The sequence below is a fragment of the Salmonella sp. WC3 genome (assembly GCF_042932255.1).
GTDB lineage: Bacteria > Pseudomonadota > Gammaproteobacteria > Enterobacterales > Enterobacteriaceae > Salmonella > Salmonella enterica.
Map to the genome: position 1 here is coordinate 2,174,638 of NZ_CP170629.1, position 24,830 is coordinate 2,199,467.

The 24,830-nt window shown below is 47.3% G+C and carries 24 protein-coding genes and 1 pseudogene; 6 read left to right on the forward strand and 19 right to left on the reverse strand.

What is annotated here, in order from left to right:
• Positions 1-19: 19 nt before the first annotated feature.
• From potC to potA, 4 genes are all read right to left on the reverse strand, one after another.
• Positions 20-799 (reverse strand): spermidine/putrescine ABC transporter permease PotC, encoded by a 780-nt coding sequence (potC, locus tag ACFK9X_RS10360; protein WP_000580299.1) that lies wholly within the window; start codon positions 797-799, stop codon positions 20-22.
• Between the two features lie 315 nt (positions 800-1,114).
• A complete protein-coding gene (gene sifA / locus ACFK9X_RS10365) occupies positions 1,115-2,125 on the reverse strand; it encodes an SPI-2 type III secretion system effector SifA (protein WP_151116348.1) in 1,011 nt (336 codons plus the stop codon).
• 328 nt (positions 2,126-2,453) lie between these two features.
• A complete protein-coding gene (gene potB, locus ACFK9X_RS10370; RefSeq protein WP_151116350.1) occupies positions 2,454-3,317 on the reverse strand; it encodes a spermidine/putrescine ABC transporter permease PotB in 864 nt (287 codons plus the stop codon).
• The gene (potA, locus tag ACFK9X_RS10375) at positions 3,301-4,437 is read right to left on the reverse strand and encodes a spermidine/putrescine ABC transporter ATP-binding protein PotA (protein WP_151116352.1); all 1,137 of its coding nucleotides are present in this window, start codon (positions 4,435-4,437) and stop codon (positions 3,301-3,303) included. Before potA ends, potB begins: the two co-directional genes overlap by 17 nt.
• Before the next feature lie 250 nt (positions 4,438-4,687).
• Between potA and pepT the strand changes: the two genes are divergently transcribed.
• Both pepT and ACFK9X_RS10385 read left to right on the forward strand, forming a co-directional pair.
• Positions 4,688-5,917: a peptidase T gene (gene pepT / locus ACFK9X_RS10380; RefSeq protein ID WP_151116354.1), complete on the forward strand. Its 1,230-nt coding sequence runs from the start codon at positions 4,688-4,690 to the stop codon at positions 5,915-5,917.
• A 3-nt stretch (positions 5,918-5,920) separates the two neighbouring features.
• Positions 5,921-7,255, forward strand: a pseudogene (locus ACFK9X_RS10385) (hypothetical protein).
• Positions 7,256-7,294: 39 nt separating this feature from the next.
• Here ACFK9X_RS10385 and roxA read toward each other — a convergent pair.
• From roxA to rluE, 9 genes are all read right to left on the reverse strand, one after another.
• Positions 7,295-8,416 carry a [50S ribosomal protein L16]-arginine 3-hydroxylase gene (roxA, locus tag ACFK9X_RS10390; protein WP_079928059.1) on the reverse strand — a complete coding sequence of 374 codons (1,122 nt, stop codon included), beginning with the start codon at positions 8,414-8,416 and terminating at the stop codon, positions 7,295-7,297.
• An 80-nt stretch (positions 8,417-8,496) separates the two neighbouring features.
• Positions 8,497-9,960, reverse strand: a complete 1,464-nt coding sequence (phoQ, locus tag ACFK9X_RS10395) for a two-component system sensor histidine kinase PhoQ (protein ID WP_001031687.1) — start codon at positions 9,958-9,960, stop codon at positions 8,497-8,499.
• On the reverse strand, positions 9,960-10,631 hold the full coding sequence (phoP, locus tag ACFK9X_RS10400) for a two-component system response regulator PhoP (protein ID WP_001537766.1): 672 nt from the start codon (positions 10,629-10,631) through the stop codon (positions 9,960-9,962). Before phoP ends, phoQ begins: the two co-directional genes overlap by 1 nt.
• Before the next feature lie 126 nt (positions 10,632-10,757).
• The gene (gene purB / locus ACFK9X_RS10405; RefSeq protein WP_000423763.1) at positions 10,758-12,128 is read right to left on the reverse strand and encodes an adenylosuccinate lyase; all 1,371 of its coding nucleotides are present in this window, start codon (positions 12,126-12,128) and stop codon (positions 10,758-10,760) included.
• A gap of 3 nt (positions 12,129-12,131) precedes the next feature.
• Positions 12,132-12,773 (reverse strand): high frequency lysogenization protein HflD, encoded by a 642-nt coding sequence (gene hflD, locus ACFK9X_RS10410; protein ID WP_151116356.1) that lies wholly within the window; start codon positions 12,771-12,773, stop codon positions 12,132-12,134.
• An 86-nt stretch (positions 12,774-12,859) separates the two neighbouring features.
• Positions 12,860-13,966, reverse strand: a complete 1,107-nt coding sequence (gene mnmA, locus ACFK9X_RS10415; RefSeq protein ID WP_151116358.1) for a tRNA 2-thiouridine(34) synthase MnmA — start codon at positions 13,964-13,966, stop codon at positions 12,860-12,862.
• A 53-nt stretch (positions 13,967-14,019) separates the two neighbouring features.
• A complete protein-coding gene (locus ACFK9X_RS10420; RefSeq protein WP_000476064.1) occupies positions 14,020-14,481 on the reverse strand; it encodes an NUDIX hydrolase in 462 nt (153 codons plus the stop codon).
• 11 nt (positions 14,482-14,492) lie between these two features.
• A complete protein-coding gene (locus tag ACFK9X_RS10425) occupies positions 14,493-14,822 on the reverse strand; it encodes a lysozyme inhibitor LprI family protein (RefSeq protein WP_000825956.1) in 330 nt (109 codons plus the stop codon).
• Positions 14,819-15,484, reverse strand: a complete 666-nt coding sequence (gene rluE, locus ACFK9X_RS10430) for a 23S rRNA pseudouridine(2457) synthase RluE (RefSeq protein WP_065313824.1) — start codon at positions 15,482-15,484, stop codon at positions 14,819-14,821. Before rluE ends, ACFK9X_RS10425 begins: the two co-directional genes overlap by 4 nt.
• A 171-nt stretch (positions 15,485-15,655) precedes the next feature.
• Between rluE and icd the strand changes: the two genes are divergently transcribed.
• The 3 genes from icd to sopF all read left to right on the forward strand — a co-directional run bounded on the left by icd (position 15,656) and on the right by sopF (position 19,202).
• Entirely contained in the window at positions 15,656-16,906 is a 1,251-nt protein-coding gene (gene icd / locus ACFK9X_RS10435) for an NADP-dependent isocitrate dehydrogenase (protein WP_000444509.1), read from the forward strand.
• A 195-nt stretch (positions 16,907-17,101) separates the two neighbouring features.
• Entirely contained in the window at positions 17,102-17,560 is a 459-nt protein-coding gene (gene tnpA, locus ACFK9X_RS10440) for an IS200/IS605-like element IS200F family transposase (RefSeq protein WP_080243505.1), read from the forward strand.
• Between the two features lie 517 nt (positions 17,561-18,077).
• Positions 18,078-19,202 carry a type III secretion system effector SopF gene (gene sopF, locus ACFK9X_RS10445; protein WP_000917269.1) on the forward strand — a complete coding sequence of 375 codons (1,125 nt, stop codon included), beginning with the start codon at positions 18,078-18,080 and terminating at the stop codon, positions 19,200-19,202.
• Between the two features lie 456 nt (positions 19,203-19,658).
• Here the strand turns inward: sopF and ACFK9X_RS10450 are convergent, their stop codons facing one another.
• From ACFK9X_RS10450 to pagD, 6 genes are all read right to left on the reverse strand, one after another.
• The gene (locus ACFK9X_RS10450; RefSeq protein ID WP_000787625.1) at positions 19,659-19,865 is read right to left on the reverse strand and encodes a hypothetical protein; all 207 of its coding nucleotides are present in this window, start codon (positions 19,863-19,865) and stop codon (positions 19,659-19,661) included.
• Positions 19,866-20,186: 321 nt separating this feature from the next.
• Positions 20,187-20,975: a lipoprotein EnvF gene (locus ACFK9X_RS10455; RefSeq protein ID WP_151116360.1), complete on the reverse strand. Its 789-nt coding sequence runs from the start codon at positions 20,973-20,975 to the stop codon at positions 20,187-20,189.
• 489 nt (positions 20,976-21,464) lie between these two features.
• Complete coding sequence (msgA, locus tag ACFK9X_RS10460; protein WP_000497451.1) at positions 21,465-21,704, reverse strand: virulence protein MsgA; 240 nt, start codon at positions 21,702-21,704, stop codon at positions 21,465-21,467.
• 190 nt (positions 21,705-21,894) lie between these two features.
• Positions 21,895-22,416, reverse strand: a complete 522-nt coding sequence (locus ACFK9X_RS10465; protein WP_151116362.1) for a ricin-type beta-trefoil lectin domain protein — start codon at positions 22,414-22,416, stop codon at positions 21,895-21,897.
• Between the two features lie 413 nt (positions 22,417-22,829).
• Entirely contained in the window at positions 22,830-23,042 is a 213-nt protein-coding gene (gene cspF / locus ACFK9X_RS10470; protein WP_001537306.1) for a cold shock-like protein CspF, read from the reverse strand.
• 131 nt (positions 23,043-23,173) lie between these two features.
• Entirely contained in the window at positions 23,174-23,437 is a 264-nt protein-coding gene (gene pagD, locus ACFK9X_RS10475) for a virulence protein PagD (RefSeq protein WP_001535993.1), read from the reverse strand.
• Positions 23,438-24,247: 810 nt separating this feature from the next.
• On the opposite strand from pagD, the gene pagC reads away from it, so the two are divergent.
• Positions 24,248-24,805, forward strand: coding sequence for a virulence membrane protein PagC (gene pagC, locus ACFK9X_RS10480; protein WP_000789471.1), 558 nt, complete (start codon positions 24,248-24,250; stop codon positions 24,803-24,805).
• Positions 24,806-24,830: the final 25 nt, after the last annotated feature.

Genomic DNA, 24,830 nt, shown 5'->3' on the forward strand with positions numbered 1-24,830 from the left:
GTCCCCTGAATTACGGGCCTTATCGGCCCTTGGTTTTATCACGAGCAATAAGCTGGCTGGCAATGACCATTACCAGAGACAGCACCAATAAAACGGTCGCCAGCGCGTTCACTTCTGGTGAAACGCCGACTTTTACCATGGAATAAATCTTTAAGGGTAAAATTTCATAGCCCGGCCCGGTGACAAACGACGAGACCACTACATCGTCCATCGACAACGTAAAGCTCAGCAACCAGCCCGCCGCCACCGCCGGCATCGCCAGCGGCAGAATGATTTTGCGTAAAATCGTTACCTCACTGGCCCCCAGGTCTTTTGCGGCTTCCAGCATTCTGACATCAAAGCCTTTCAGGCGCGAATAGACCGTGACGACCACAAACGGCAGGCTAAAGGTGATGTGCGAGAACAGCAACGACCAAAAGCCCAGTTGAATGCCGAGTAACATAAACAGCACCAGCAGGGAGATCGCCATCACGATATCCGGCGACATCATTACTACAAACAGCATCCCGCTGACGAATGGCTTCCCGCGAAAGCGGTAGCGATAAAGCGCCACCGCGGTTAACGAGCCAATCAACGTGGCGAAGGTCGCTGAAAAAATCGCCATCGTCAGTGAATGTTGAGCGGCCTGCAACAGACTGTCGTTATTGACCAGTAGTTCGTACCATTTAGTGGTAAAGCCCTGCCAGTTAATGCCGAACCGCGAACTGTTGAAGGAGTTCACGATCAGAATAATGATGGGAATATACAGATACGCATAGATGGCAGTCATGAAACCGCCACGGAGCAGCCGACCGATCATTCAAGTTCCACCTTCTTATTCAGAGGATGGGGTGCTTTTAGAGTATTGAAAATGATCAATTTTTTCTCTTCTCCAAAATCTCTCCAAAACGTCTCGCGGTTATCAGCAGCCAGGAAGAAGCAAGCTGCCGCTTGAAGCCGCGAATTTTACAACAAATTGCCAGACGAGCGGGAAAAAAAGGCCATTTAAATGACTATTCTCATCCGATCCGGTCATATGCGGCATTATTGTGCCTGGCAAGAGGTTACTCAGTAGGCAAACAGGAAGTACGTGAGTAAACCCTGAACGTGACGTCTGAGAAAGCGTCGTCTGATTTTATAAAAAACAACATAAACAGCCGCTTTGTTGTTCTGAGCGAACGTGTAGCGTGGTTAACTGTTCTTCCGCCATTTTTTGTATAGCCTGGGGGTCTATTCTAAAAATGGCGTGAAAAACCTGATCAGAGATGGCTTCGACTATCTCAGCTAACATACTTTGGCTGGTGCTGGGATCCGTTACGAGGAACGCCTGAAACGTCTTATCCGCTAGTAAAACCTCTTTTACCATTTTTTCAATAGGTATGTGGGTATGCGGTGGTGGTATTTCAAGCTGTTTTAATCCACACATCGCCATTGTTTCTAAAAATGCGTTTTGCTGAGTACTTTCGGATATATTCGCATGGTGTAAAATGCGCGTTGTCTTTTCAATCCCAGACTGAATTTTCGCTGCCAGGTAGGTTGCCTTTTCTTGCGCTTTCCACCCATCTAAATGTCCTTTTCTCAATTCAGTATATAAATACCCCTCTATGTTGTCTAATGGAACCGATAATATCGGCGCGCCAGCAGGATTGAGACATAATGTCGAAGGGAGGGGGTAGTCTACGATTTCGCTATATCTTCTCTTAATCATGGCCGTCATTTGTGGATGCGATTTTAAAATATCCGGGCGATCTTTCATTAAAAAATAAAGATTCCCCATGACTTCACAGCTAAAGGTATCGGTATTTTGAGTGATACGTAACAATTCGTTCTCTTCGTTTTGATCCATGATGCGAAGAATAATGGTGGCATCATTTTCATGAGGATTATGAACCTGAAATCTATCTCTTTGCGATGCGCAGGCTAACTCTTTCAACTCAAAAAAAATCTCTGTAAGCCGCTCTCGTGTGGGGGCGCGTTCGGCAAACAACATCTCATGTAGACAACGGTCCGCTTTTGCTTTGCCAGTAGAAAAAAAGAAGTCTTTAATTTTTTCCCATAAAACTTTCCACCATGCTTCTTTCGTATTCCTTGGGGAGTTGGTAAGGATTTCACTTTTTAAAAAAACACTCCCTATAGTAATCGGCATATTAATCTCACTTATACTGGAGTAAAAATGACTACATAATTGATTAAATCGACCCTTTTTATCTCAACTGCGGGCGCATCGGATGTAATATAATTTTTAAAAGAGACTGGCAATCAGTATAAAATCTGAGAGCTTCGCGTATAAACGAATTACTGTCTGTGATAGCGTCGCTACAGGTAAAAATAAAAGAAGGCCTACCGCGGATGATGTTGTAGGTTTGCAATACTGGCGGCAACTTCTTTCATGCGTTTTTTATGCCGAAGGCATGAAGTTTACCCTTGAATAAACTTCATGCCTGGATGCGTGTGGATTTGTTAGCGTTGCGCAATTAATCGCTTATATCACTCACCTTCTTATTCAATAAGCGGGAAGCCCGCCAGTAAATCAACAGCATGAGTCCCATCACAATGGTCAGCGTAATGCTGGTAGCCGCGCCAAACGGCCAATCGCGAATATTCAGGAACTGTACCTTAATGACGTTACCAATCAGCAGGTTTTTCGCGCCACCCATTAAATCGGAGACGTAGAACAGGCCCATTGCCGGTAGCATCACGAGCAGGCAACCGGCGACAATGCCCGGCATGGTTAATGGAATAATGATGCGGATGAACGTTTGCATTTTACTGGCGCCGAGATCGCGTGCGGCCTCCAGTAGTGGTTTGTCGAGCTTCTCAATGCTGGAGTAGAGCGGCATGACCATAAATGGCAGCAAAATGTAAACCAGGCCGATAATAACGGCGCTCGGGGTGAACATGATGCGAATCGGTGTATCAATCACGCCCAGCCACAGCAGGAATTCATTGAGATAACCTTTAGTGCTCAGGAGTATTTTCAGCCCATAGATGCGGATCAGTGAGTTGGTCCAGAAAGGAACAATCAGCAAAAACAGCAATAACGGACGTATCTTTTCCGGTAACTTCGCCAGAAACCAGGCAAAAGGATAGCCCAGCACCAGGCAGGAGAGGGTGGCGATCAGCGCCATATTCAGAGAGTGCAGGAGCACTTCAAAATAGAGCGGATCGAGCAGGCGCGCGTAGTTATCCAGCGTAAAGACCATCTTGACGAAACTGGCGTCGTCACGGGTCAGAAAGCTGGTGCCAATGATCATCAGGTTGGGCAGAAAAACAAATAACACAAGCCAACCGACGATAGTGACAATCACTACATTCTGGAATTTACTTGTGTTCTTCATCAGCCAGTACGACCTCCCAGCTTTCTACCCAACTAATGGCCATTTTTTGGTCAAGTGAATGGTCGAAGTCAGGATCGTCTTCGTTGAAGAATTCGCTGACCATCACCATTTTGCCATTTTCCAGTTCAACCACCGACTCCAGCGTCATACCTTTATAATTGCGCTCGCGCACGTAGCCGATAAGCCCTTCGATGTGGTTATCATCGTTGATCTCTTCGACGCGTAGATCTTCCGGTCGCAGCAGGACGTTCAGTTTTTGGCCTGGTTCGACAGCGAAATTGACGTATATATTGCACTCCCGACCTTCTACGCTGGCGCGGACGCGCTGTTCATCAAGCCGTTCAATGACGGTTGCGTCAAAGCGGTTAATTTCGCCGATAAAACCGGCGACAAACAGGTTTTTTGGCTCTTCATAGATTTCACGCGGCGTGCCGTCTTGCTCAATCACGCCATTACGCATTACCACGATACGATCGGACATGGTGAGCGCTTCTTCCTGATCGTGAGTGACAAAAACAAACGTGATACCGAGTTTACGCTGTAATGCTTTAAGCTCGTTCTGCATTTGTTTGCGCAATTTATAGTCCAGCGCGGAAAGCGATTCATCCAGTAATAACAGGCGAGGTTTATTCACCACCGCGCGAGCGATAGCCACACGCTGCTGCTGTCCGCCGGAAAGCTGGTGCGGTTTACGTTGTGCAAACTCTTCAAGCTGCACCATACGCAGCGCATCGGTCACGCGAGGCGCTATCTCGGCGGCTCGCGTTTTTTGCATTCGTAAGCCAAACGCGACATTTTCAAACACCGTCATATGCGGAAATAAAGCGTAGCTTTGAAATACGGTATTTACATAACGATTTTCGGCGGGAACGTGGGTGATATCCTGGTTATCCAACATGATATGCCCGGCATCAACGGTTTCCAGGCCGGCAATCAGGCGAAGAACGGTTGTTTTACCGCAGCCGGAAGGGCCAAGCAGCGTGAGGAATTCGCCATTGTTAATGGTCAAATCCAGCTGTGAAATGACCTCTTTGCCATCGAAACTTTTGCTAATTCCCGACAAAAGCACCAGCGGTGAAAGCGAACGCGGTTGATTATTCAATTTCTTACTCTGTCCCATGTAAACGCAACGGATGGCTGACCGCTGCGGGGTTTGTGGTTAACCACCTTAATCACTCTTAATGAGGGCGGTCATTCTACGGCAAACCACTGTGATCGCCAATCCTTGTTGCGAATTACTGACTTAGCTTTATAGTCAGAAAGCGTGTCAAAGTGAAATATTCTTGTTTGCAGGGATAAAAGTGACCTGACGCAATATTTGTCTTTTCTTGCTTATTAATAATGTTGTCACGAAAAGTGAGGGTGACTGCATGGATAAACTACTTGAGCGTTTTTTACACTACGTATCGCTGGATACCCAATCAAAGTCGGGTGTTCGGCAGGTTCCCAGCACTGAGGGGCAGTGGAAGTTACTACGTTTGCTCAAACAGCAGCTCGAAGAGATGGGGCTGGTTAACATTACATTAAGTGAAAAAGGGACGTTGATGGCGACGCTCCCGGCCAATGTTGAGGGGGATATTCCCGCCATTGGTTTTATCTCCCATGTGGATACCTCTCCGGATTTCAGCGGTAAAAACGTTAACCCGCAGATTGTCGAGAATTATCGCGGCGGCGATATAGCATTAGGGATTGGCGATGAGGTGTTGTCACCCGTGATGTTCCCGGTACTGCATCAATTACTGGGACAGACGCTGATTACTACCGATGGTAAGACATTGCTGGGCGCGGACGATAAAGCCGGCGTTGCGGAGATCATGACCGCGCTGGCGGTGCTGAAAGGTAATCCTATTCCCCACGGCGACATTAAAGTGGCGTTTACGCCTGACGAAGAGGTAGGGAAAGGCGCGAAGCACTTCGATGTTGAGGCCTTTGGTGCGCAGTGGGCATATACGGTCGACGGCGGCGGCGTGGGAGAACTGGAGTTTGAAAACTTCAATGCCGCCTCGGTGAATATCAAAATCGTCGGCAATAACGTGCATCCTGGTACGGCGAAAGGCGTCATGGTCAATGCGCTGTCGTTGGCGGCGAGGATTCACGCGGAAGTGCCGGCGGATGAAGCGCCTGAAACCACCGAAGGTTACGGAGGGTTTTATCATCTGGCCAGCATGAAAGGCACCGTTGACCGGGCCGAAATGCACTACATCATTCGCGATTTCGACCGTAAGCAGTTTGAAGCGCGTAAACGCAAAATGATGGAGATTGCCAAAAAAGTCGGTAAGGGGCTGCATCCGGACTGCTATATCGAACTGGTGATTGAAGACAGTTATTACAATATGCGCGAAAAAGTGGTTGAGCATCCGCATATTCTCGATATCGCCCAGCAGGCCATGCGTGACTGTCATATTACGCCGGAGATGAAACCAATTCGCGGCGGTACAGACGGGGCGCAACTGTCGTTTATGGGCCTGCCGTGTCCTAATCTCTTTACCGGCGGATATAACTATCATGGTAAACATGAGTTTGTGACGCTGGAGGGGATGGAAAAAGCGGTACAGGTGATTGTACGTATCGCGGAGCTGACGGCGAAGCGCGGCCAGTAGCGAATGTTACGCATTGTGGTGAAGCGTTTTATTATTTATGGCGGGATATTTTCCGCCATCAATTTTTCTGCCTGGAGCGCCGAATATACGCCTTCCTGGTCCCAGCGCCAGCAACAATCTGCAGCATGTTTTATGACCGGCGATGAAACCTGCATGACGTTTATTGATGATGCGGTGAGGCTGGCCTCGCGGCAATATGGCAAACGCTCAATACAGCTTGTTCGTAGCCTGCTATTATAAAGTGATATTTATCAATGGCTGGGTAAACCTGAATTAACGCCGCAAATGCTGCTGCGAGCGCGGGCAATAATGAAAACATTTCCGGCGGGCACTTATCCGGGCGATCGGGCCGATATGTTTGAACACCTGGCGGCCTTTTATGTTTACAGTGACGATCGCCATATAGAGTATTCATCTACAGAGCAGTGGCGATACGAGATTAAGGTTGATTACCGTCAGCGAATAGCCTGGCAAGAGCAGGCATTAACGTGGCGTCTTAAAGACAAAAAGGCATCGACGGAGGTATTGGTTTATACCTTAAACAGGATGCGCGACGCTTATTCTGATGCGCTGGAAGAGCGGGATGTCGAATGTGATAGTGCGCGTAAAGCCTATTATTTGGCGAAGATAGACGCAACGGAGCGGCAGTGGCTGAACGTTATTTTACGGGATAAAACCTGGGATAATCGTGAGCGCGTCGCCTCTTTTTTGCAGCAGAAAGCGGATATTGCTTATAATGCAGGGCATATTAGCGAGGCGATTAATGCGCTAAGTCAGGCGCTAAAAATTGAGCAAACGCTTTATGGTGCCGAATTCGGCGAAATGACGGTTGACAGCAATAATCTTGCTGGCTTTTATGCACAGGGCCATCATTATAAGGAAGCGAAAGATCTCTACCTTAAACTTATCGCGTATTACCAGAGCCGTTTAACGCCAATGGCGACGGTAATATCACGATTACGCTTTTATTTGCCCGAAAACATCGACCTGGACAGTACCTCCCCCTATCTCCCATTGCTGGAAGAATATAAACGTCGGCAGTCCGACGTATCCATGGTGTTGTATGGTATTTCGCTGCTTTATAAGAATAATCAACAGCTTGAACAAGCAAAAGACTTTGCGGAACGCGCCTTTGCGCTTGATGCCGTAGCTTATCCAGCAAAGATGCAGTATGAACGATTACAGCAACTGGCTAATATTGCCGAAGGTCTTGGAGATAACGTAGTGGCGCGGCGCTATCGGCAAATGTCATTTCGCCATCGAATGGCCCACTCGATTTATCCGGGCGATCCGCAATATAACGATTTCGCCAAACCTGGCGGCGATCGTTGTGGATAGTTTGCGTCAGCCCGGCGGTCGCCGGGCATTGCGATGTTCTTATCCTTCGAAGAACCAGTACCCGCTATTCACCAGCGCCGCCAGCATCGCGAGGAAGGACGGGTCTTCCAGCGCATCGCCGAAGTTTTCAGCGGTCAGTGCAATATGACTGGCGAGCGCCTCCAGAGCGGGGCGATGCGGAGAGTCTATTTTTTCGCCATTCGCATAGACCTCATCGCCGATACGCAATACGCGAAGCCCGCCGAGACGTACTAATACCTCGCCTTGCTTTAAGGCATCGTAAATTTCATCAGGCTGATACGGCGGCTCCGGCGGCGCAATATCCAGTTCGTGGCGTGACTGAGAGATAAACTCGCCAAGCCACTGTTGGAAATGCGCGGGTTGATTGATCAAATCGAGCATCATATTACGCAGTTTATCCATCTCCTGCGGCAGGATATCCGCCGGATGCTTGCGGGACGGCATATCCGGATCGCTGTAGTATGTATTGCCCAACTCCCGTTGTAGGACGTAATCGGCAAAACCGCTGATCAGCTCACGGCTATTGGGCGCGCGAAAACCGACCGAATAGTTCATGGCGTTTTCCAGCGCATAGCCTTCATGCGGGAATCCTGGCGGAATATACAGAATGTCGCCCGGCTCCAGCTCTTCATCAATAATGGCCTCGAACGGATCGACTTGCAACAGGTCGGGATGCGGGCAGTGCTGACGCATTTGCAGCTTTTCGCCCACGCGCCAGCGACGGCGACCGGTTCCCTGAATAATAAACACATCATACTGATCCAGATGCGGGCCAACGCCGCCGCCGGGAACGGAAAAGGAGATCATCAGATCGTCGATACGCCAGTCCGGCAGAGCGCGGAACGGGCGCATCAGCGCGGCGGTGGGTTCGTGCCAGTGGTTTACCGCCTGTACCAGCAGCGACCAATTGCTCTCACCCAGATGATCGTAGCTTTCGAAAGGGCCATGACTGACCTGCCATTTGCCATCCTGATGGCTAACGAGTCGGCTGTCTATTTCGCTTTCCATCGCCAGCCCCGCCAGCTCATCCGGCGAGAGCGGATCGATAAAGTTGCTAAACCCACGTTTTAAGACCACCGGGCGTTTTTGCCAGTGGCGTTCAAGAAAGTCGGGCCAGTTAAGAGTTAATTGGTATTCCATGTTAAGTATCCGCAGGCTGGTATCTGACACCGATTATAACGGATGCTTAACGAGATGCGTGGAAGAACGCGCAGAAATGTTTATTCCTCTTTCTGTGTGGGATGCTGTCGGCCAAAAACGACCTCCATACGGGCGCCGCCGAGCAGACTGTCGCTGGCAATGATCTGCCCGGCGTATTGTTCCGTAATCTCGCGCGCGACAGCCAGCCCCACGCCTTGTCCTGGTCGTAGGGTATCGGCGCGCTGACCGCGATCAAACACCAGGGAACGTTTGCTGTGGGGAATGCCTGGGCCGTCATCTTCGACGAAAATATGCAAATGATCGTCGGTCTGGCGAGCCGAAATCTCGACAAACTCCAGACAATATTTACAAGCGTTGTCCAGTACGTTGCCCATCACTTCGACAAAGTCGTTTTGCTCGCCGACAAAACTGATCTCTGGTGAAATATCCATACTGATATTCACCCCTTTACGCTGATAAACTTTATTTAGCGCGGAGATCAGGTTATCTAACAACGGCGCGACGGGATGCAGTTCGCGGCTTAACAATACGCCGCTACCGCGCATACTGGCGCGATGCAGATAATAGCCGATCTGCTGGGAAATCCGGCTGATCTGTTCCAGCATCACCGGTTCAGCTTTGCTGACGCTCATCTTTTCGTTGCGTAAAGAGCGTAACGTACTCTGCAAAACCGCGAGCGGCGTTTTTAAACTGTGCGTCAGGTCGGTCAGGGTCGTGCGGTATTTGTTATAACGTTCACGCTCGCTTTTGAGCAGTTGATTAAGGTTGCGCACAAGGCTGGTCAGCTCACGCGTCGTCTCCGGATTGAGCATTTCGCGGTGATGATCTTCAAGCTCGCGGACTTCCCGCGCCAGCGCCTCGATAGGGCGTAAGCTCCACCAGGCGGCGATCCACAGTAAAGGAATGACTAACAGTAAATTGGCGGCCAGCACGTATACGAACCAGCTCCACACCATATAGGAGCGTTTTAGTTCTATCGGAATGGTATCGACCACCACGATGGTTAACTGCGGCATCCGCGCCGTGGCAGGATAAATATTTACCGCTACCGAGTGGGTCATCTCGGCATCATCGTCATCTTCACGTACTTCTTTGAGTTTTTCCTGCGCGGAATGATCCTCGCTCAACAGCGTGCTGGTAGCGTCTACGTTGGTTTCAATTTCATGGAAGCCGTTCGTTTTTAACCATTCCGGTTGAATGCTTTTAATCAGCCAGGGGATGTTGCGCTGCGTCCATAATAATTTGCCCGTTTCATCGTAAATCAGCGTCATGGTCGGGCTTTGCATGTCCAGATTTTCAGGCAGCTCAACGCTGATTTTATTATTTTCCCATTTGGCGAGGGTATAAAACAGGTTGCTTTCGCCGCGCAGCAAACGAAAGGTGGTTTTATCAAAACTTACGCTATAGCCGACCAGCGCCACTATGCCATATGCCAAAGAAAGCACCAGCACGACGCCGGCTGTCGCCAGCAAAAAACGAACCCGCAGCGACAGCGGCAGAAAATGGCGAGCAAATTTATTCATTAGCGCAATTCAAAAAGATATCCTTGTCCGCGTACGGTGGTAATGACATCGTGCGGATACTGGGCCTGTATTTTTTTCCGCAGACGCCCCATGAGAACATCAATGGTATGACTTTCCCGCAGTTCCGCATCCGGATACAGTTGAAGCATCAGCGAATCCTTGCTGACCACTTTACCGTTGTTACGGATAAGCGTTTCCATAATGGTGTATTCGAACGCCGTGAGTTTGATGACCTCTTCATTGACGGATAATTCCCGACGTGAGAGATCCACCTGGAAAGGCGGGATGTTGATCACCTGGGAGGCCAGACCGCTATTACGGCGCATTAACGCCTGCATACGCGCCATTACCTCTTCGATGTGGAATGGCTTCGTCACGTAGTCATCGGCCCCTGAGCTGAGAACCTCGACTTTATCCTGCCAGCCTTCGCGCGCGGTTAACACCAGAACCGGCAGTGAAACATCACTGCTGCGCCAGCGGCGTATCAAGGAAAGGCCGTCTTCATCCGGCAGACCTAAATCGACAATAGCGATATCCGGAAGGTGTTCATTAAGGTAGTAATCAGCTTCCCTGGCATCTTCTGCGGCATCGACCTGGTGACCTGAATCCTGGAGCTGAACCTTCAGGTGGTGGCGTAATAATGCATTATCCTCTACAACCAGTACGCGCATCATCTCTTCTCCCTTGTGTTAACAATAAGAACAGTCTAGCGTTGATTATGGTGCTTTGGGGATAAACAGTTAATAAACCAGACAAATAGTCACCCTCTTTCTGAAGAAAAGAGGGTGAGGCAGGCATTATTTAAGTTCGTCGACCAGAGTCACAGCGCGGCCGATATAATTTGCCGGCGTCATGGCTTTAAGGCGCGTTTTTTCTGCTTCCGGCAGGGCCAGACTATCAATAAACTGTTTCATTCCTTCGGCATCAACACGCTTGCCACGGGTCAACTCTTTCAGTTTTTCATAGGGTTTTTCAATACCATAGCGGCGCATGACGGTCTGGATCGGTTCAGCTAATACTTCCCAGTTGTGATCCAGTTCGTCAAGCAGATGATCGCGGTTTACTTCCAGCTTGCTGACGCCCTTCAGGGTGGACTGATAAGCGATAAGCGCATAGCCGATGCCGACACCCAGGTTACGCAGGACGGTTGAGTCGGTCAGATCGCGCTGCCAGCGGGAAACCGGCAGTTTGTTTGCCAGATGGTGCAACACTGCGTTAGACAGACCGAGGTTGCCTTCTGAGTTTTCAAAGTCAATGGGGTTAACTTTATGCGGCATGGTAGAAGAACCGATCTCCCCGGCGATGGTTTTCTGTTTGAAATGGTTCAACGCAATATAGCCCCAGACATCGCGATCGAAATCGATCAGGATGGTGTTAAAGCGTGCGATACAGTCAAACAGTTCCGCAATATAATCATGCGGTTCAATCTGGGTGGTGTAAGGATTCCACTGGATGCCCAGCGAGGTGACGAACTCTTCGCTGAACTGATGCCAGTCAACTTCCGGATAGGCGGCGATATGCGCGTTATAGTTGCCTACGGCGCCGTTAATTTTACCGAGGATCTCCACCTGGTTGAGCTGGCGGAACTGACGCTCCATCCGATACGCCACGTTCGCCATCTCTTTACCCAGAGTGGAAGGCGTTGCCGGCTGGCCGTGGGTGCGGGAGAGCAGAGGAATGTCGCGATACTGCGTGGCGAGATCTTTAACCGCGTTAATCACCTGACGCCAGTAAGGCAGGATCACTTCATCGCGCGCGGTTTTGAGCATTAACGCGTGCGACAGGTTGTTAATGTCCTCAGAAGTGCAGGCAAAGTGGATAAATTCGGAAACGTCATGTAGCGCCGGGATCGCGGCGACTTTTTCTTTCAGGAAATACTCAACTGCCTTCACATCATGGTTAGTCGTACGCTCAATGGTTTTAATGCGCGCGGCATCTTCTTCATTGAAGTTTGCAACAAGCGTATCCAGGTAACCGTTTGCGTCGGCAGCAAAAGCAGGAACTTCCTTGATCGCTGCGTGCGCGGCTAATTTCTGCAGCCAACGTACTTCGACTTGTACACGAAATTTCAGCAAACCGTATTCGCTAAAAATTCCGCGCAGCGCGCTGACTTTATCGCCGTAGCGTCCATCGACAGGGGAAACGGCGGTCAGTGAGGATAATTCCATAGATCATAACTCCGGGGTTAAATGAGCAAGAATTTGTTTTGCCTGAGTCGTCAGGCGATGACGAGAAAACATAAGCTGTAGGCGACCACCGCCTACCTGATGCCAGAGCACGGCTGCACGGATGCCTGCCAGTAGCGAGGCGCGGACTTTGGCCTGCACCTGCGGACTTTGCAGAACGGCCGGGGAGCCCGTCACCTGAATGCGCGGGCCCAATGGGCTAATCACATCCACGTAGATGCCCGCCATGGCGCTCATTAACGTGTCTGACTGTAAATCAAAATGGTCAAGCTGGTGCTGCAGGCCGTTAATGCGATCGCCTAACGTATTCAACGCGCCTTTGGCGGATGACAGCTTGCGCTCCAGCACCATCAGGCTAAGCGTATAACGCGTCAGTTCGGCGTTAAGTCCTTGTCGGCTGCTGGCATTCAGCACGCCGAGCAGTGTTTCCAGACCAAGACGCAGGTTAGCTTCGCTGCCGCCGAACACGCCCAGAGTAGAACTGGGATTCATATCAATGACACTGTTGAGTGAAACGTGCAACGCGTCGGCATCACAGTGCCCCTGGTGCGCCAGTTGTTGTACCAGGCGTGCCGACTGGCAAATGCCAGACAGCGCGAGGGTGATGTCATAATAATTCTTTGCCACAATCACTGCTTCCTTGTATCAAATAAAATACACTTCATCTTTTAAGCCGCTTTGAGGCGACTTGAATGGTGTTGTGTATTGAATAATCAGACCGTCAGCGGCAGTCGCTGCTCGATAATGCCGCCGCCCAGGCAGACTTCGCCGCTGTAAAAGACAGCGGACTGGCCCGGCGTAACGGCGGCAACCGGCTCGTCAAAAATGACCTCGATACGATCGTCATTCAGCGCGTTAATCGTGCACGGAATATCGGTCTGGCGGTAGCGGGTTTTTACCGTACAGCGCAGGGTGCCGGTGAACGGTTCGCGATCGACCCAATGTAGCTGCTGGGCGATGAGGCCTACCGACATCAGGCGTGGGTGCTCATGCCCCTGGGCGACAATTAACACATTGTTTTCAACGTCTTTATCCACCACATACCAGGGGGCTTCGCTACCGTCTTTGGTGCCGCCGATTCCCAGCCCTTTACGCTGACCGAGCGTATGATACATCAGACCCTGATGCTCGCCGATTTCATCGCCGTCAACGGTAATGATTTTCCCCGGCTGCGCAGGCAGATAGCGCCCTAAAAAGTCGCGGAATTTGCGCTCGCCGATAAAGCAGATACCGGTAGAATCTTTTTTCTTTGCGGTTACCAGCCCCAGATCTTCGGCGATTTTACGCACCTGCGGTTTTTCCAGCTCGCCAACCGGGAACAGACTTTGCGCAATCTGCTCATGGCCAAGCGTATAGAGGAAGTAGCTCTGATCTTTGTTACCGTCGAGCCCGCGCAACAACCGGCTTTTGCCGTTTACATCCGCGCGGCGAACGTAGTGACCGGTGGCGATATAGTCGGCGCCTAAATCTTCTGCGGCAAATTCAAGGAAGGCTTTAAATTTGATCTCTTTATTGCACAGAATATCCGGGTTCGGCGTACGGCCCGCTTTGTACTCTTCAAGGAACAGTTCAAAGACGTTATCCCAATATTCTGCGGCAAAATTAACGGTATGCAGTTCAATGCCAAGCTTGTCGCACACGGCCTGCGCGTCAGCCAGATCGGCTGCCGCGGTACAGTATTCCTCACCATCGTCCTCTTCCCAGTTCTTCATGAACAGGCCTTCTACCTGATAACCCTGTTGTTGCAACAGCCAGGCGGAAACGGAGGAATCGACACCGCCGGACATGCCGACGATCACTTTTTTTGGGCTTTCTGACATTGGAATACTCGCGACATTGAACTTCAAGGCGGCGTATTCTATCACGCAGCCCTTTACTTGACACCCTCTGTAAACGGCCAGTTAAATTCGCCCACTATAGATAAGGGGTAACGTTGTCCCGTTTGATAACTGCGAATGCTTTCAGCCACCAGCGGAGAACGTAAATTCGGCGCGTTCAGAATCTCGTCGGCGCTCACCCAACGGCAGCAATCGATGTCATTGTCATGGGGGGCGGTCGCGCAAATATGATCAAGCTTGATAGCGAATAAAAAGCGCAGGAACGGGGTTTTATCCGGCGCAATCCACTGATGCATACGGATAAAATACTGTGGTTGCGCCGTGATGCCAGTCTCTTCCCACAGTTCTCGCGCGGCGGCCTGCGCCAGCGTTTCATCTGCCTCCAGGTGTCCGGCAGGTTGATTCCATAACGATTTACCGTTGATGGTCTCTTCCACCACCAGAAATTTATCTTCGGCATGTACGATGCAGGCAACGGTCACGTGCGGCTTGAACATAGGCATCCTTATTAAAGCGGTTTATCAATGTGGTCATAGATCGCGTCAAGCTGTTTCAGACGCTCGTTATAAGCTTTTGTCAGGCAGGTGACGTCGGCCTTGCACTGCTGACGCTGTTTAAGCCAGCTCTGCTGGGCGTCCTGCAGCGCGCCGCGACTGCCCATCGCGAACAACCCTTTCAGAAACTGATATTTGGTGTGCATTTCCACGTCTTTATCATTCAGCGTCAGGTGCGCGCAGATAGCCTTTTCATCCGCAGCCTGCGCTTTCTGGCAGTCGAAGCTGGCCGCATTAACGGATAACGGTGTTAATAAAGCAAAAGCTATGAGAAGCCGTTTCATCTGTCTTTCTCCTGTGCGATCTCGCGCCACTGTCCATTATCGAGGCCGTTGAGCGTGTAGTCGCCCATGCTGTAACGAATTAATCGTAGAGTGGGATGACCGACATGCGCTGTCATGCGTCTTACCTGGCGGTTGCGGCCTTCATATAAGGTGACTTTTAGCCAACTGGTGGGAATATTCTTCCGTTCGCGAATCGGCGGGGGGCGCGGCCACAGCCAGTCAGGCTCCGCGACAATCTCAATACCGGCGGGCAGGGTAGGGCCATCGTTGAGCGTGACGCCAGTACGAAGCGCCTGCAGCGCTGCATTATCCGGGATGCCTTCTACCTGAACATAGTAAATCTTGCCGGTGCGCTTGCCCGGTTGCGTGAGGCGCGCCTGCAGCGCGCCGTCATTAGTCAGCACCAAAAGCCCTTCGCTGTCGCGGTCCAGGCGGCCTGCGGCATAAACGCCTTGCACAGGAATAAAATCTTTTAACGTGCGGCGACCTGCTTCATCCGTGAACTGCGGCAACACATCGTAAGGTTTATTGAACAAAACCACGCGTTTTGGCTGGTTTTCTTTCCGTGATTTAGATGCTTGTCGTGAGCTGAATCGCTTAACGTAGTGATTTCTAAAAGAAGTTTTTTGCATGGTGTTTTCAGAACTTATTAATTGCCGCATTATAGCGCAATAATGAGTGTCTTTCATGGCGGCAAACAATAGGGTAGTATTGACATGCTCATTACAAAACATTAACAAAAAATTGCTCTAACGCAGTCGTGCAGCAGGACGCCATTGCACATGCAGCGCGATGACAGACGAGCAAACCAGAAGCGCTCGAAGGAGAGGTGAATGGAAAGCAAAGTAGTTGTTCCGGTGGAAGGTAAGAAGATCACCCTGCAAAACGGCAAACTCAACGTTCCTGAGAATCCGATTATCCCGTTTATTGAAGGCGATGGTATCGGTGTTGATGTCACTCCAGCCATGCTTAAAGTGGTCGATGCCGCCGTCGAGAAAGCCTATAAAGGCGAGCGTAAAATTTCCTGGATGGAAATTTACACCGGAGAAAAATCCACACAGGTTTACGGCCAGGATGTCTGGCTCCCCGCTGAAACCCTTGATTTGATTCGTGATTACCGCGTAGCGATTAAAGGTCCGTTGACCACGCCGGTTGGCGGCGGTATTCGCTCTCTGAACGTTGCCCTGCGTCAGGAGCTTGACCTGTACGTTTGTCTGCGTCCCGTTCGTTACTATCAGGGCACGCCAAGTCCGGTGAAACATCCGGAGCTGACCGATATGGTCATCTTCCGTGAAAACTCTGAAGACATCTACGCCGGAATTGAATGGAAAGCTGACTCTGCAGACGCTGAGAAAGTGATCAAGTTCCTGCGCGAAGAGATGGGCGTGAAGAAAATTCGCTTCCCGGAGCACTGCGGTATCGGTATCAAACCGTGTTCTGAAGAAGGCACTAAACGTCTGGTTCGCGCGGCGATTGAATACGCTATTACCAACGATCGCGATTCCGTCACGCTGGTACATAAAGGCAATATCATGAAGTTCACCGAAGGCGCGTTTAAAGACTGGGGCTACCAGTTGGCGCGCGACGAGTTCGGCGGTGAGCTTATTGACGGCGGTCCGTGGCTGAAAATTAAGAACCCGAACACGGGTAAAGAGATCGTGGTTAAAGACGTTATCGCCGATGCGTTCCTGCAACAAATCCTGTTGCGTCCGGCGGAATACGACGTTATCGCCTGTATGAACCTGAACGGTGACTATATTTCCGATGCCCTGGCGGCTCAGGTTGGCGGTATCGGTATTGCACCGGGTGCGAATATCGGCGACGAATGCGCGTTGTTTGAAGCGACTCACGGGACTGCGCCGAAATATGCGGGCCAGGATAAAGTCAACCCAGGCTCCATTATTCTGTCTGCGGAGATGATGCTGCGCCACATGCAGTGGTTCGAAGCCGCAGACCTGATTGTTAAAGGTATGGAAGGCGCGATTGCCGCGAAGACCGTGACCTATGACTTTGAACGCCTGATGGAAGGCGCTAAGCTGCTGAAATGTAGTGAGTTTGGTGACGCGATTATCGAAAACATGTAATCCAGTTTTTGGGTTAAACAAGAACGGGAGCCGAAGGGTTCCCGTTTTTATTGTCTATGGAAAACCCCCAGCTAGGCTGGGGGTTCCGGAAAGCTTTCAGCTTTAAGCCAGTTATTAAAACCCCTTTTGATTTGTTAAAACATCTTGCGGTCTGGCAACTGCAAAAGTTCAACAAGAAATCAAAAGGGGGTCCCAATGGGGGACGAAAAGAGCTTAGCGCACACCCGATGGAACTGTAAATATCACATAGTTTTCGCGCCCAAATACCGAAGACAAGCGTTCTATGGAGAGAAGCGTAGGGCAGTAGGCAGCATATTAAGAAAATTGTGTGAATGGAAAAACGTACGAATTCTGGAAGCAGAATGTTGTGCAGATCATATTCACATGCTTCTGGAGATCCCGCCGAAGATGAGTGTGTCGAGTTTCATGGGATATCTGAAGGGTAAAAGTAGTCTGATGCTTTACGAGCAGTTTGGGGATCTAAAATTCAAATACAGGAACAGGGAGTTCTGGTGCAGAGGGTACTATGTCGATACGGTGGGTAAGAACACGGTGAAGATACAGGACTACATAAAGCACCAGCTTGAAGAGGATAAAATGGGTGAGCAATTATCGATCCCTTATCCGGGCAGCCCGTTTACGGGCCGTAAGTAACGAAGTTTGATGCAAATGTCAGATCGTATGCGCCTGTTAGGGCGCGGCTGGTAAGAAAGCCTTACAGGCGCATCAGAAAAACCTCCGGCTATGCCGGAGGATATTTATTATTAGTATTCGAACGGTTATCAAAACTTTATCAAAAAAATTTATCAAAACTCCCTCAATTCAGACCGCAATAGTAGTTCATCCTTTACCCCGATCGTCATGATAACCTGAGACCCCCCTGAAAGCTGATAGTTACCGATTTTGATTGTAGTGGTTTTCTTAATAATGTGTGATTTGGCTATTTTTTGAAAGTGCCTTACCAGATTTATTGTTATTATCAGGATAATTTTTTAATAAAAAGTGATGGTTTATTGACTACAATAGTGGGTAGGTTAAGTATTTTATAAAATTATTTGCATGCTTTATTTGCTCTTCTACAAGGCTGCTAAGAAGTGTTGAAATATCAGCCTGATAAAGAATACGTCAGCGAAAGTGAATGCTATATTAGTCATAAAAATTCAGGAGACATATGCTCAAACCTATCTGCCATAGTGGAAGTATAAAGGTTCCGGAATATCTGGAAACAGATAAGGAAAAAAATGCCGGACGTACTCCACTGTCTTCAGACATTCAGCAAGTTAGAAATGTTGTTGAAGATGTTCCGCCATTTCCAGAAAGCAGAACGGCGAGAGGTTCTGTAAGCGCAGCGTACAGGCTTTCTTTTGACGAAGTGTTTTGCGGTCTCAGCAATGAAGAGCGTAAAAAGGTGTATGGTCGCCTTTTTGGAAAACAAGTACTTGCGCATATTCATTCCAGGTGTCAGCGCGACGCTGACATAATAAGAGAAAAAGCGCTCAGGCGGATAAGTCGTGAGTGTGGTACCGAAATAGATTGCACTCTCTTGCTAAATAAGATGGTGGATATTTTACAAAATGCCCGGCTGACAATAAATTTTAATGCGGCAAAAATTGACTTTGTCTCTCTCTTAAAAAATAAAGAATATCTGAACTCTTATGCATTAGGTTGCAGACCAGGAGATTTACCTGCTTATAATGTCGGACGTGATTCAGTTGAAACTAAAGCATTTGAACTGGAGAGGCTTGCAGATTCACCTTATGCCCCATATGGTCAGACAGGCGGTTTTTCCGTAGCATATACTCCCAACAGTAGAACTTTTAGCCCTACAAGCAGACCAATTTATGCTGCACTGGACTTTCTGAACGGTGAAAATGGAGGTGCCAGCGCCTATGGGAAATCATTTTTTGAATTAAATGATAATGTAAAAACAAATTGTACATTATCACCTTTTGATATCTACGGCCACAGATTTGGCCTGGATACGAGTAAATTATCTACATTTTGGCATATGGAGAACCTGATTGCATCCTGTCAAAATGATTTTTTTGGTTATAATTGCTTTAAGAGTTTGGTTAAAATGGCTAAGGGCGAAAAATTTTTAGCTCATTCTAATTATGGTAAAGGCTATGAAGGGAATTATATAGAGGCTCATATTCATGGTGATGTATGTTTATTCAGAGATATAAAACACGTTTATTTGTCTTTGCAAGAAAACTCTTACTCGAAAAGTCAACTATATGATTATGCAAAACAAATAAACCAGGCGCTTAATAGAGACTGCATAATATTATATTGACAAGCTTATTATCAGTCTCTTTAAAAGAGCTTTAAATGATCATGAGCGCATACTTCTTGAGGTAGGCAGTAACTGCTTTTATATTTATTATCTCAGGACCGTTCTGGCAGATACCTGTGTGGCACTTTAGTGTGGTCTGGCAAAATAGAGGAATATGGACCAGCAGAAGCGCCTGCTGGCTGCTTTTCACTTAAAATGCTGGACTTCACCGGTGCTTCAGATGAAGCGACCTTCACAGTCATCAAGTGGCCTGTATTACCACAGGAGTGATTTACTGGCTATCGATATTCCTGCTCATATCAATGACAGTATTTCGCTCTTTCCCGTACATTGCTCTCCCGACCAGCTCACGGTCCAGTACATGACAGTCCTTTTCCACTTCGCTACGCCTAATTTTTTTTAGTTGCTCTGTTTTATTGCGCTGAATTTGTACCTCAAAACAATAATTTTAAATACTTATTTGAATATTTTTTTTATGATTTTTTCACGAAATGAGTAAAAAACAAAATGAAGAATGATATAAATAATTAATGCAATAAAAAATGATATCACACCAATTGATGGTCCTGTTTTGTATACGAATAACATGCATAAAAATATAGCAAATAGATCAAGGGAAATATCCGCGATGAAATCAGTAATTATTTTGAAAAAATTCTTCATATTACCTCTTTAAAATATCTATTTTATTCATCATTTTTAGGTCGGGCAGTGCTCGAAATTCTCACGTACAACGTATACGCTCCGGTTTCTGCGCGCTGCCCGGCTTCACACTGGCTCCAACAAGTACGCCCGCTGGAATAGATTCCTGGCGTCACATAACTTCACCTGGTTATCCACAAAAGACTCAATAAATAAACATCTTGAGTACGAAAAATTACAGTGTCAGAGAATGAAATAGCGATTCGCTGTCTTCAAGCAGTGCCTTAGTACCTGGCACGCGCTCTTTCGCGCTATAATTTTTATCAATGTTTGTATCGCCTGCTATTTTTTAAATGTCTGCTGTATTTCGTTCATCTTTTCAGCTGCTTTTTTACGCTGACTTTCAATGTATTTTCTCGATTGTTCAACAAGTTGCTGTGCTTTTTCGGCTTCTTTTTTTGGGTCGAAAGGTTCTTTGATCTCATATCCGGCAATAGAACCATCCTTATTTAAGGTCATTACCGCACGTGCTGTATTTTTAGCAGTGATGGTAATGTCATAGACGAATTCGCCATTATGAGCTATCTCTGCTCGTACAACGATATCGCTATCTTCCGTAACGGAAATGATGCCACTGGCGTTAGCGCGTTTAATTGTTTCCTGAATACGCTCTGGTATAATGCTGAAATTGATCGAGTCGAATTTGAATAAAGCCTCTTTTAGTGCTTCTTGTTTTTGCTCCTCTGTTATAGTGCCAAAGATAGTTAAGTTGACAGGCGAAGGTCCCCCCCAGTAGCCGTTGTTAAATTTAAACATCTCTACTTTAGCAGGGGTGTTAACGCTTTGTCGAATGAATGAATACCCGCCCTTGAAGAAACGGACTTCAATAATCGCAAGATTGGCTCCACCTTTTGCGTTGATATTGGCAATAGCTTTTTGCATTTCGGCTTTGTCGTAAAAGAACATTGATTGCTGGTGCTCTTTTTGCTGGATTTTTTGCATGTATTTCTCTTGATTTTTTTCAGCTTCCGCCATGGCATCTTTATCGTTATCACAGGCGCTAATTAGAGTTGCCGCGATGAAGGTAATCGGAAGTAAGAGATTTTTATATGTAACATGTATTTTATTCATGTGAAGTATTTCCCTTTTTTATATAAAATAGATAGTCTTGACTGGTCGAGACTATCCTGGAAACATAGTAATAATGCGTGTGCATATCTGCAGTAAGTTTTAGTTATGCTGGTTTTATTTCGGATTTTTACCTGTTACTTTTTGTTCGTAAATAGGTATTTTACGTATTGATGATAAGTTTAGAACCTATCCCAGTAGGCGTAATCGTTAAAGCCAGTTTGGCGAATAAAAGAGTCTAATGGGATAGGCTCTTAATAAACAACAAAACCAAACGTACTTTCAGATTTCAGGCTGGAATGCGCACAGCTGATTGTTGATAAGGGCTACTCATACCGACAGGCCAGTGAAGCGATGAATGTCGGTTCCACATACCGGTCTGAGGTATCAACAACAACATGTTCTGAGTGGTAGCGTTTGCGTTATATCGTCACAGACAGCGCCTCAGGGCGCTGTTTTCGATCGGACATGTCGCTTTCGCAGGAGGGGACGTTATTCGGCGACCAGCCACATATCAGCCTCTTCAAACATCTCTTCCAGCATACGGTGCAGCCGTTCTTTCTCGGTTTTTGTACAGTCACTGTTTAATGCGTTCGCCTGCATTGGCTTAACTTTCACTTGCGCATCGGGAAAAAGTTGATGTACGCGTTTTGTGAGTTCATTGAGGATGATTTCGCGTGCGCCTGGCAAACCTTCAACATTTCGCTTGTCATAAACGAGTTCGACGAACATCGACATTTCCTTTTTACTGGTTGGATGACCAGTATTTAAGCTGGGTATATAACTGGCGTCAAGGTTTAGCCGCCGTTTTGTCATCCTGACGTTGCGGACGTAAAGTAAATTGACCGCACGTGGAAGTAAAGGTCGCTAACCTGTTGTCGTGTCATGAGGTTAGCGGCTATCTCTTCACAGCGGTGTCCTGCTACCTGATGGTAAATTCTAGGGCGCGACTAAAATCGCAATCGGCCAACACAACAGGGTCGCCTTTTCTGACAATAATGCTATTTGTGCCTAGGCATTTTCGGCTCTGTTTCCCCTTAATTTTGTTATCATCAGTGAGCCAGCGCTGGTTATCATTACCCGTGCATGAATAAAGAATGATTGGTGTGCCTTCTTTTGTACCTTGTCCTGCGGCATCCAGACATTTCTCACCCTGCGTGATTCTGTCTCGGTGAAATGAGAAAAGCTGAGATTGCACATGTTTACACTCCCGCAGCGTCAAACGATTCTGTTGATCTGAACCTGTATCAAAGCACAGACCATCAGTTGTCCGAATTTGTTCCGCGTCATTTATGTAATAACCACCGGAATTAATTTGGTTTTGTGTAATGACCGGGAACGACAAATTAATACTATAAGGTGCGGGTAAGCCGTTCGTCGTACATCCACATAAAATAGAGGAGAGGCAGAGAACCAGAGTGGTTTTTCCTGAAAGCAAAGTCATTCAATTATTACCCTAAAAATAAATAGCGTTACAACTATATTGGCGATTTATACCCACTGAATATGATGTAGCATTGAGCGGCAATAGAGATAATTCCGATAGAATCACATAAATACTTCGGTTAAATGCGCGCAGCCAGCCACTCCTGTGACGATGGGTATATAGCGTTAAATACTTTTGCAATATTAGATGCTATCACAGTGAAAAACGGCTGTACATTTCTTCACGTTAAACAAAGTGAGAAGGGGGGCACCCGATATATGATAAAAGAGGTCACAGGAGTCATTAGCAAAATAAATCTTTTAGATTTTCGCCACTGAAAACATTCTGCAGCCTTTCAGGCAAAGCCTCATAGCAGGCTGCGGAGGTAGACGTACTCGCTAAATTTTTCTGAAAAAATGCCGGGTGACGAATTATGAAAGATAAACGTTGGCGGCGGTAGGTCCGCGGAGGCCATTAATACGACAAAACTCAACGCGTATACCGGGGATAAGCGCTTCTGTTTCGTGTTGGCGACATGCTGAAATGTGGACCTGAACATCTTTGCGTCCATCGGAGGGGGTGATGAGACCTTTACCGCTCTTACAATCAAAGGTTTTGACAATTCCTGTCATTTTACGAGACAAACAAATTCCTTAATGGGGATAACGAGGCGCACTATACACGTCAGGAAAAATAATGCCAGCTATATTTGATGGCAATCAAGATTTCCGGATGGCTAAAAGTAGTCGTTCGGCACCATTGTAGATAAATAACATTATGTTCTGGAGAAAGTATTCCCTTTCCTGGCGTCATTGACTGGTGCGGACATCATGGGTTTTGTCGTCGGGCAGGACGGTGAACTAATCTGCCTGGCTTGCTTTTTATCAGTATTTGTAGGTGGTTGCGGGGTTTTACTACCAAAATCGTAGATAAAAATATCCCATGATGCCTGTTGTAAACCAGAACAATGGCCTGAACTGGCCAAAACATGGAATGAAAAAATAAGTAATGACCAAAGCATAAAAGCATGATGTTTCATAGCACCTCCTGTTATATAATGACTTGTGAAGTTCATCTCCTGAATTATGGAACGTCATTGACATTTTTTATTCAACGAAGAGTTAACCACTCTTAATAATAATGGGTTTTATAGCGAAATAGACTTTTTTATCGCGTATTCAATATTTGCGTTAGTTATTATTTTTTTTGGAATGTAAATTCTCTCTAAACACAGGTGATATTTATGTTGGAATTGTGGTGTTGATTCTATTCTTATAATATAACAAGAAATGTTGTAACTGATAGATATATTAAAAGATTAAATCGGAGCGGGAATAAAGCGTGCTAAGCATCATCGTGAATATGATTACAGCGCCTGCGATGGCATATAACCGTATTGCGGCTGGAGCGTCACGTGAGGACTGTGAAGCACAATGCGATATGTTCTGATTATATGGCGAGTTTGCTTAATGACATGTTTTTAGCCGAACGGTGTCAAGTTTCTTAATGTGGTTGTGAGATTTTCTCTTTAAATATCAAAATGTTGCATGGGTGATTTGTTGTTCTATAGTGGCTAAACACTTTATGGTTTCTGTTAAATATATATGCGTGAGAAAAATTAGCATTCAAATCTATAAAAGTTAGATGACATTGTAGAACCGGTTACCTAAATGAGCGATAGAGTGCTTCGGTAGTAAAAATATCTTTCAGGAAGTAAACACATCAGGAGCGATAGCGGTGAATTATTCGTGGTTTTGTCGATTCGGCATAGTGGCGATAACTGAATGCCGGATCGGTACTGCAGGTGTTTAAACACACCGTAAATAATAAGTAGTATTAAGGAGTTGTTATGAAAAATATTATTTTATCCACTTTAGTTATTACTACAAGCGTTTTGGTTGTAAATGTTGCACAGGCCGATACTAACGCCTTTTCCGTGGGGTATGCACAAAGTAAAGTTCAGGATTTCAAAAATATCCGAGGGGTAAATGTGAAATACCGTTATGAGGATGACTCTCCGGTAAGTTTTATTTCCTCGCTAAGTTACTTATATGGAGACAGACAGGCTTCCGGGTCTGTTGAGCCTGAAGGTATTCATTACCATGACAAGTTTGAGGTGAAGTACGGTTCTTTAATGGTTGGGCCAGCCTATCGATTGTCTGACAATTTTTCGTTATACGCGCTGGCGGGTGTCGGCACGGTAAAGGCGACATTTAAAGAACATTCCACTCAGGATGGCGATTCTTTTTCTAACAAAATTTCCTCAAGGAAAACGGGATTTGCCTGGGGCGCGGGTGTACAGATGAATCCGCTGGAGAATATCGTCGTCGATGTTGGGTATGAAGGAAGCAACATCTCCTCGACAAAAATAAACGGCTTCAACGTCGGGGTTGGATACCGTTTCTGAAAAGCATAAGCTATGCGGAAGGTTC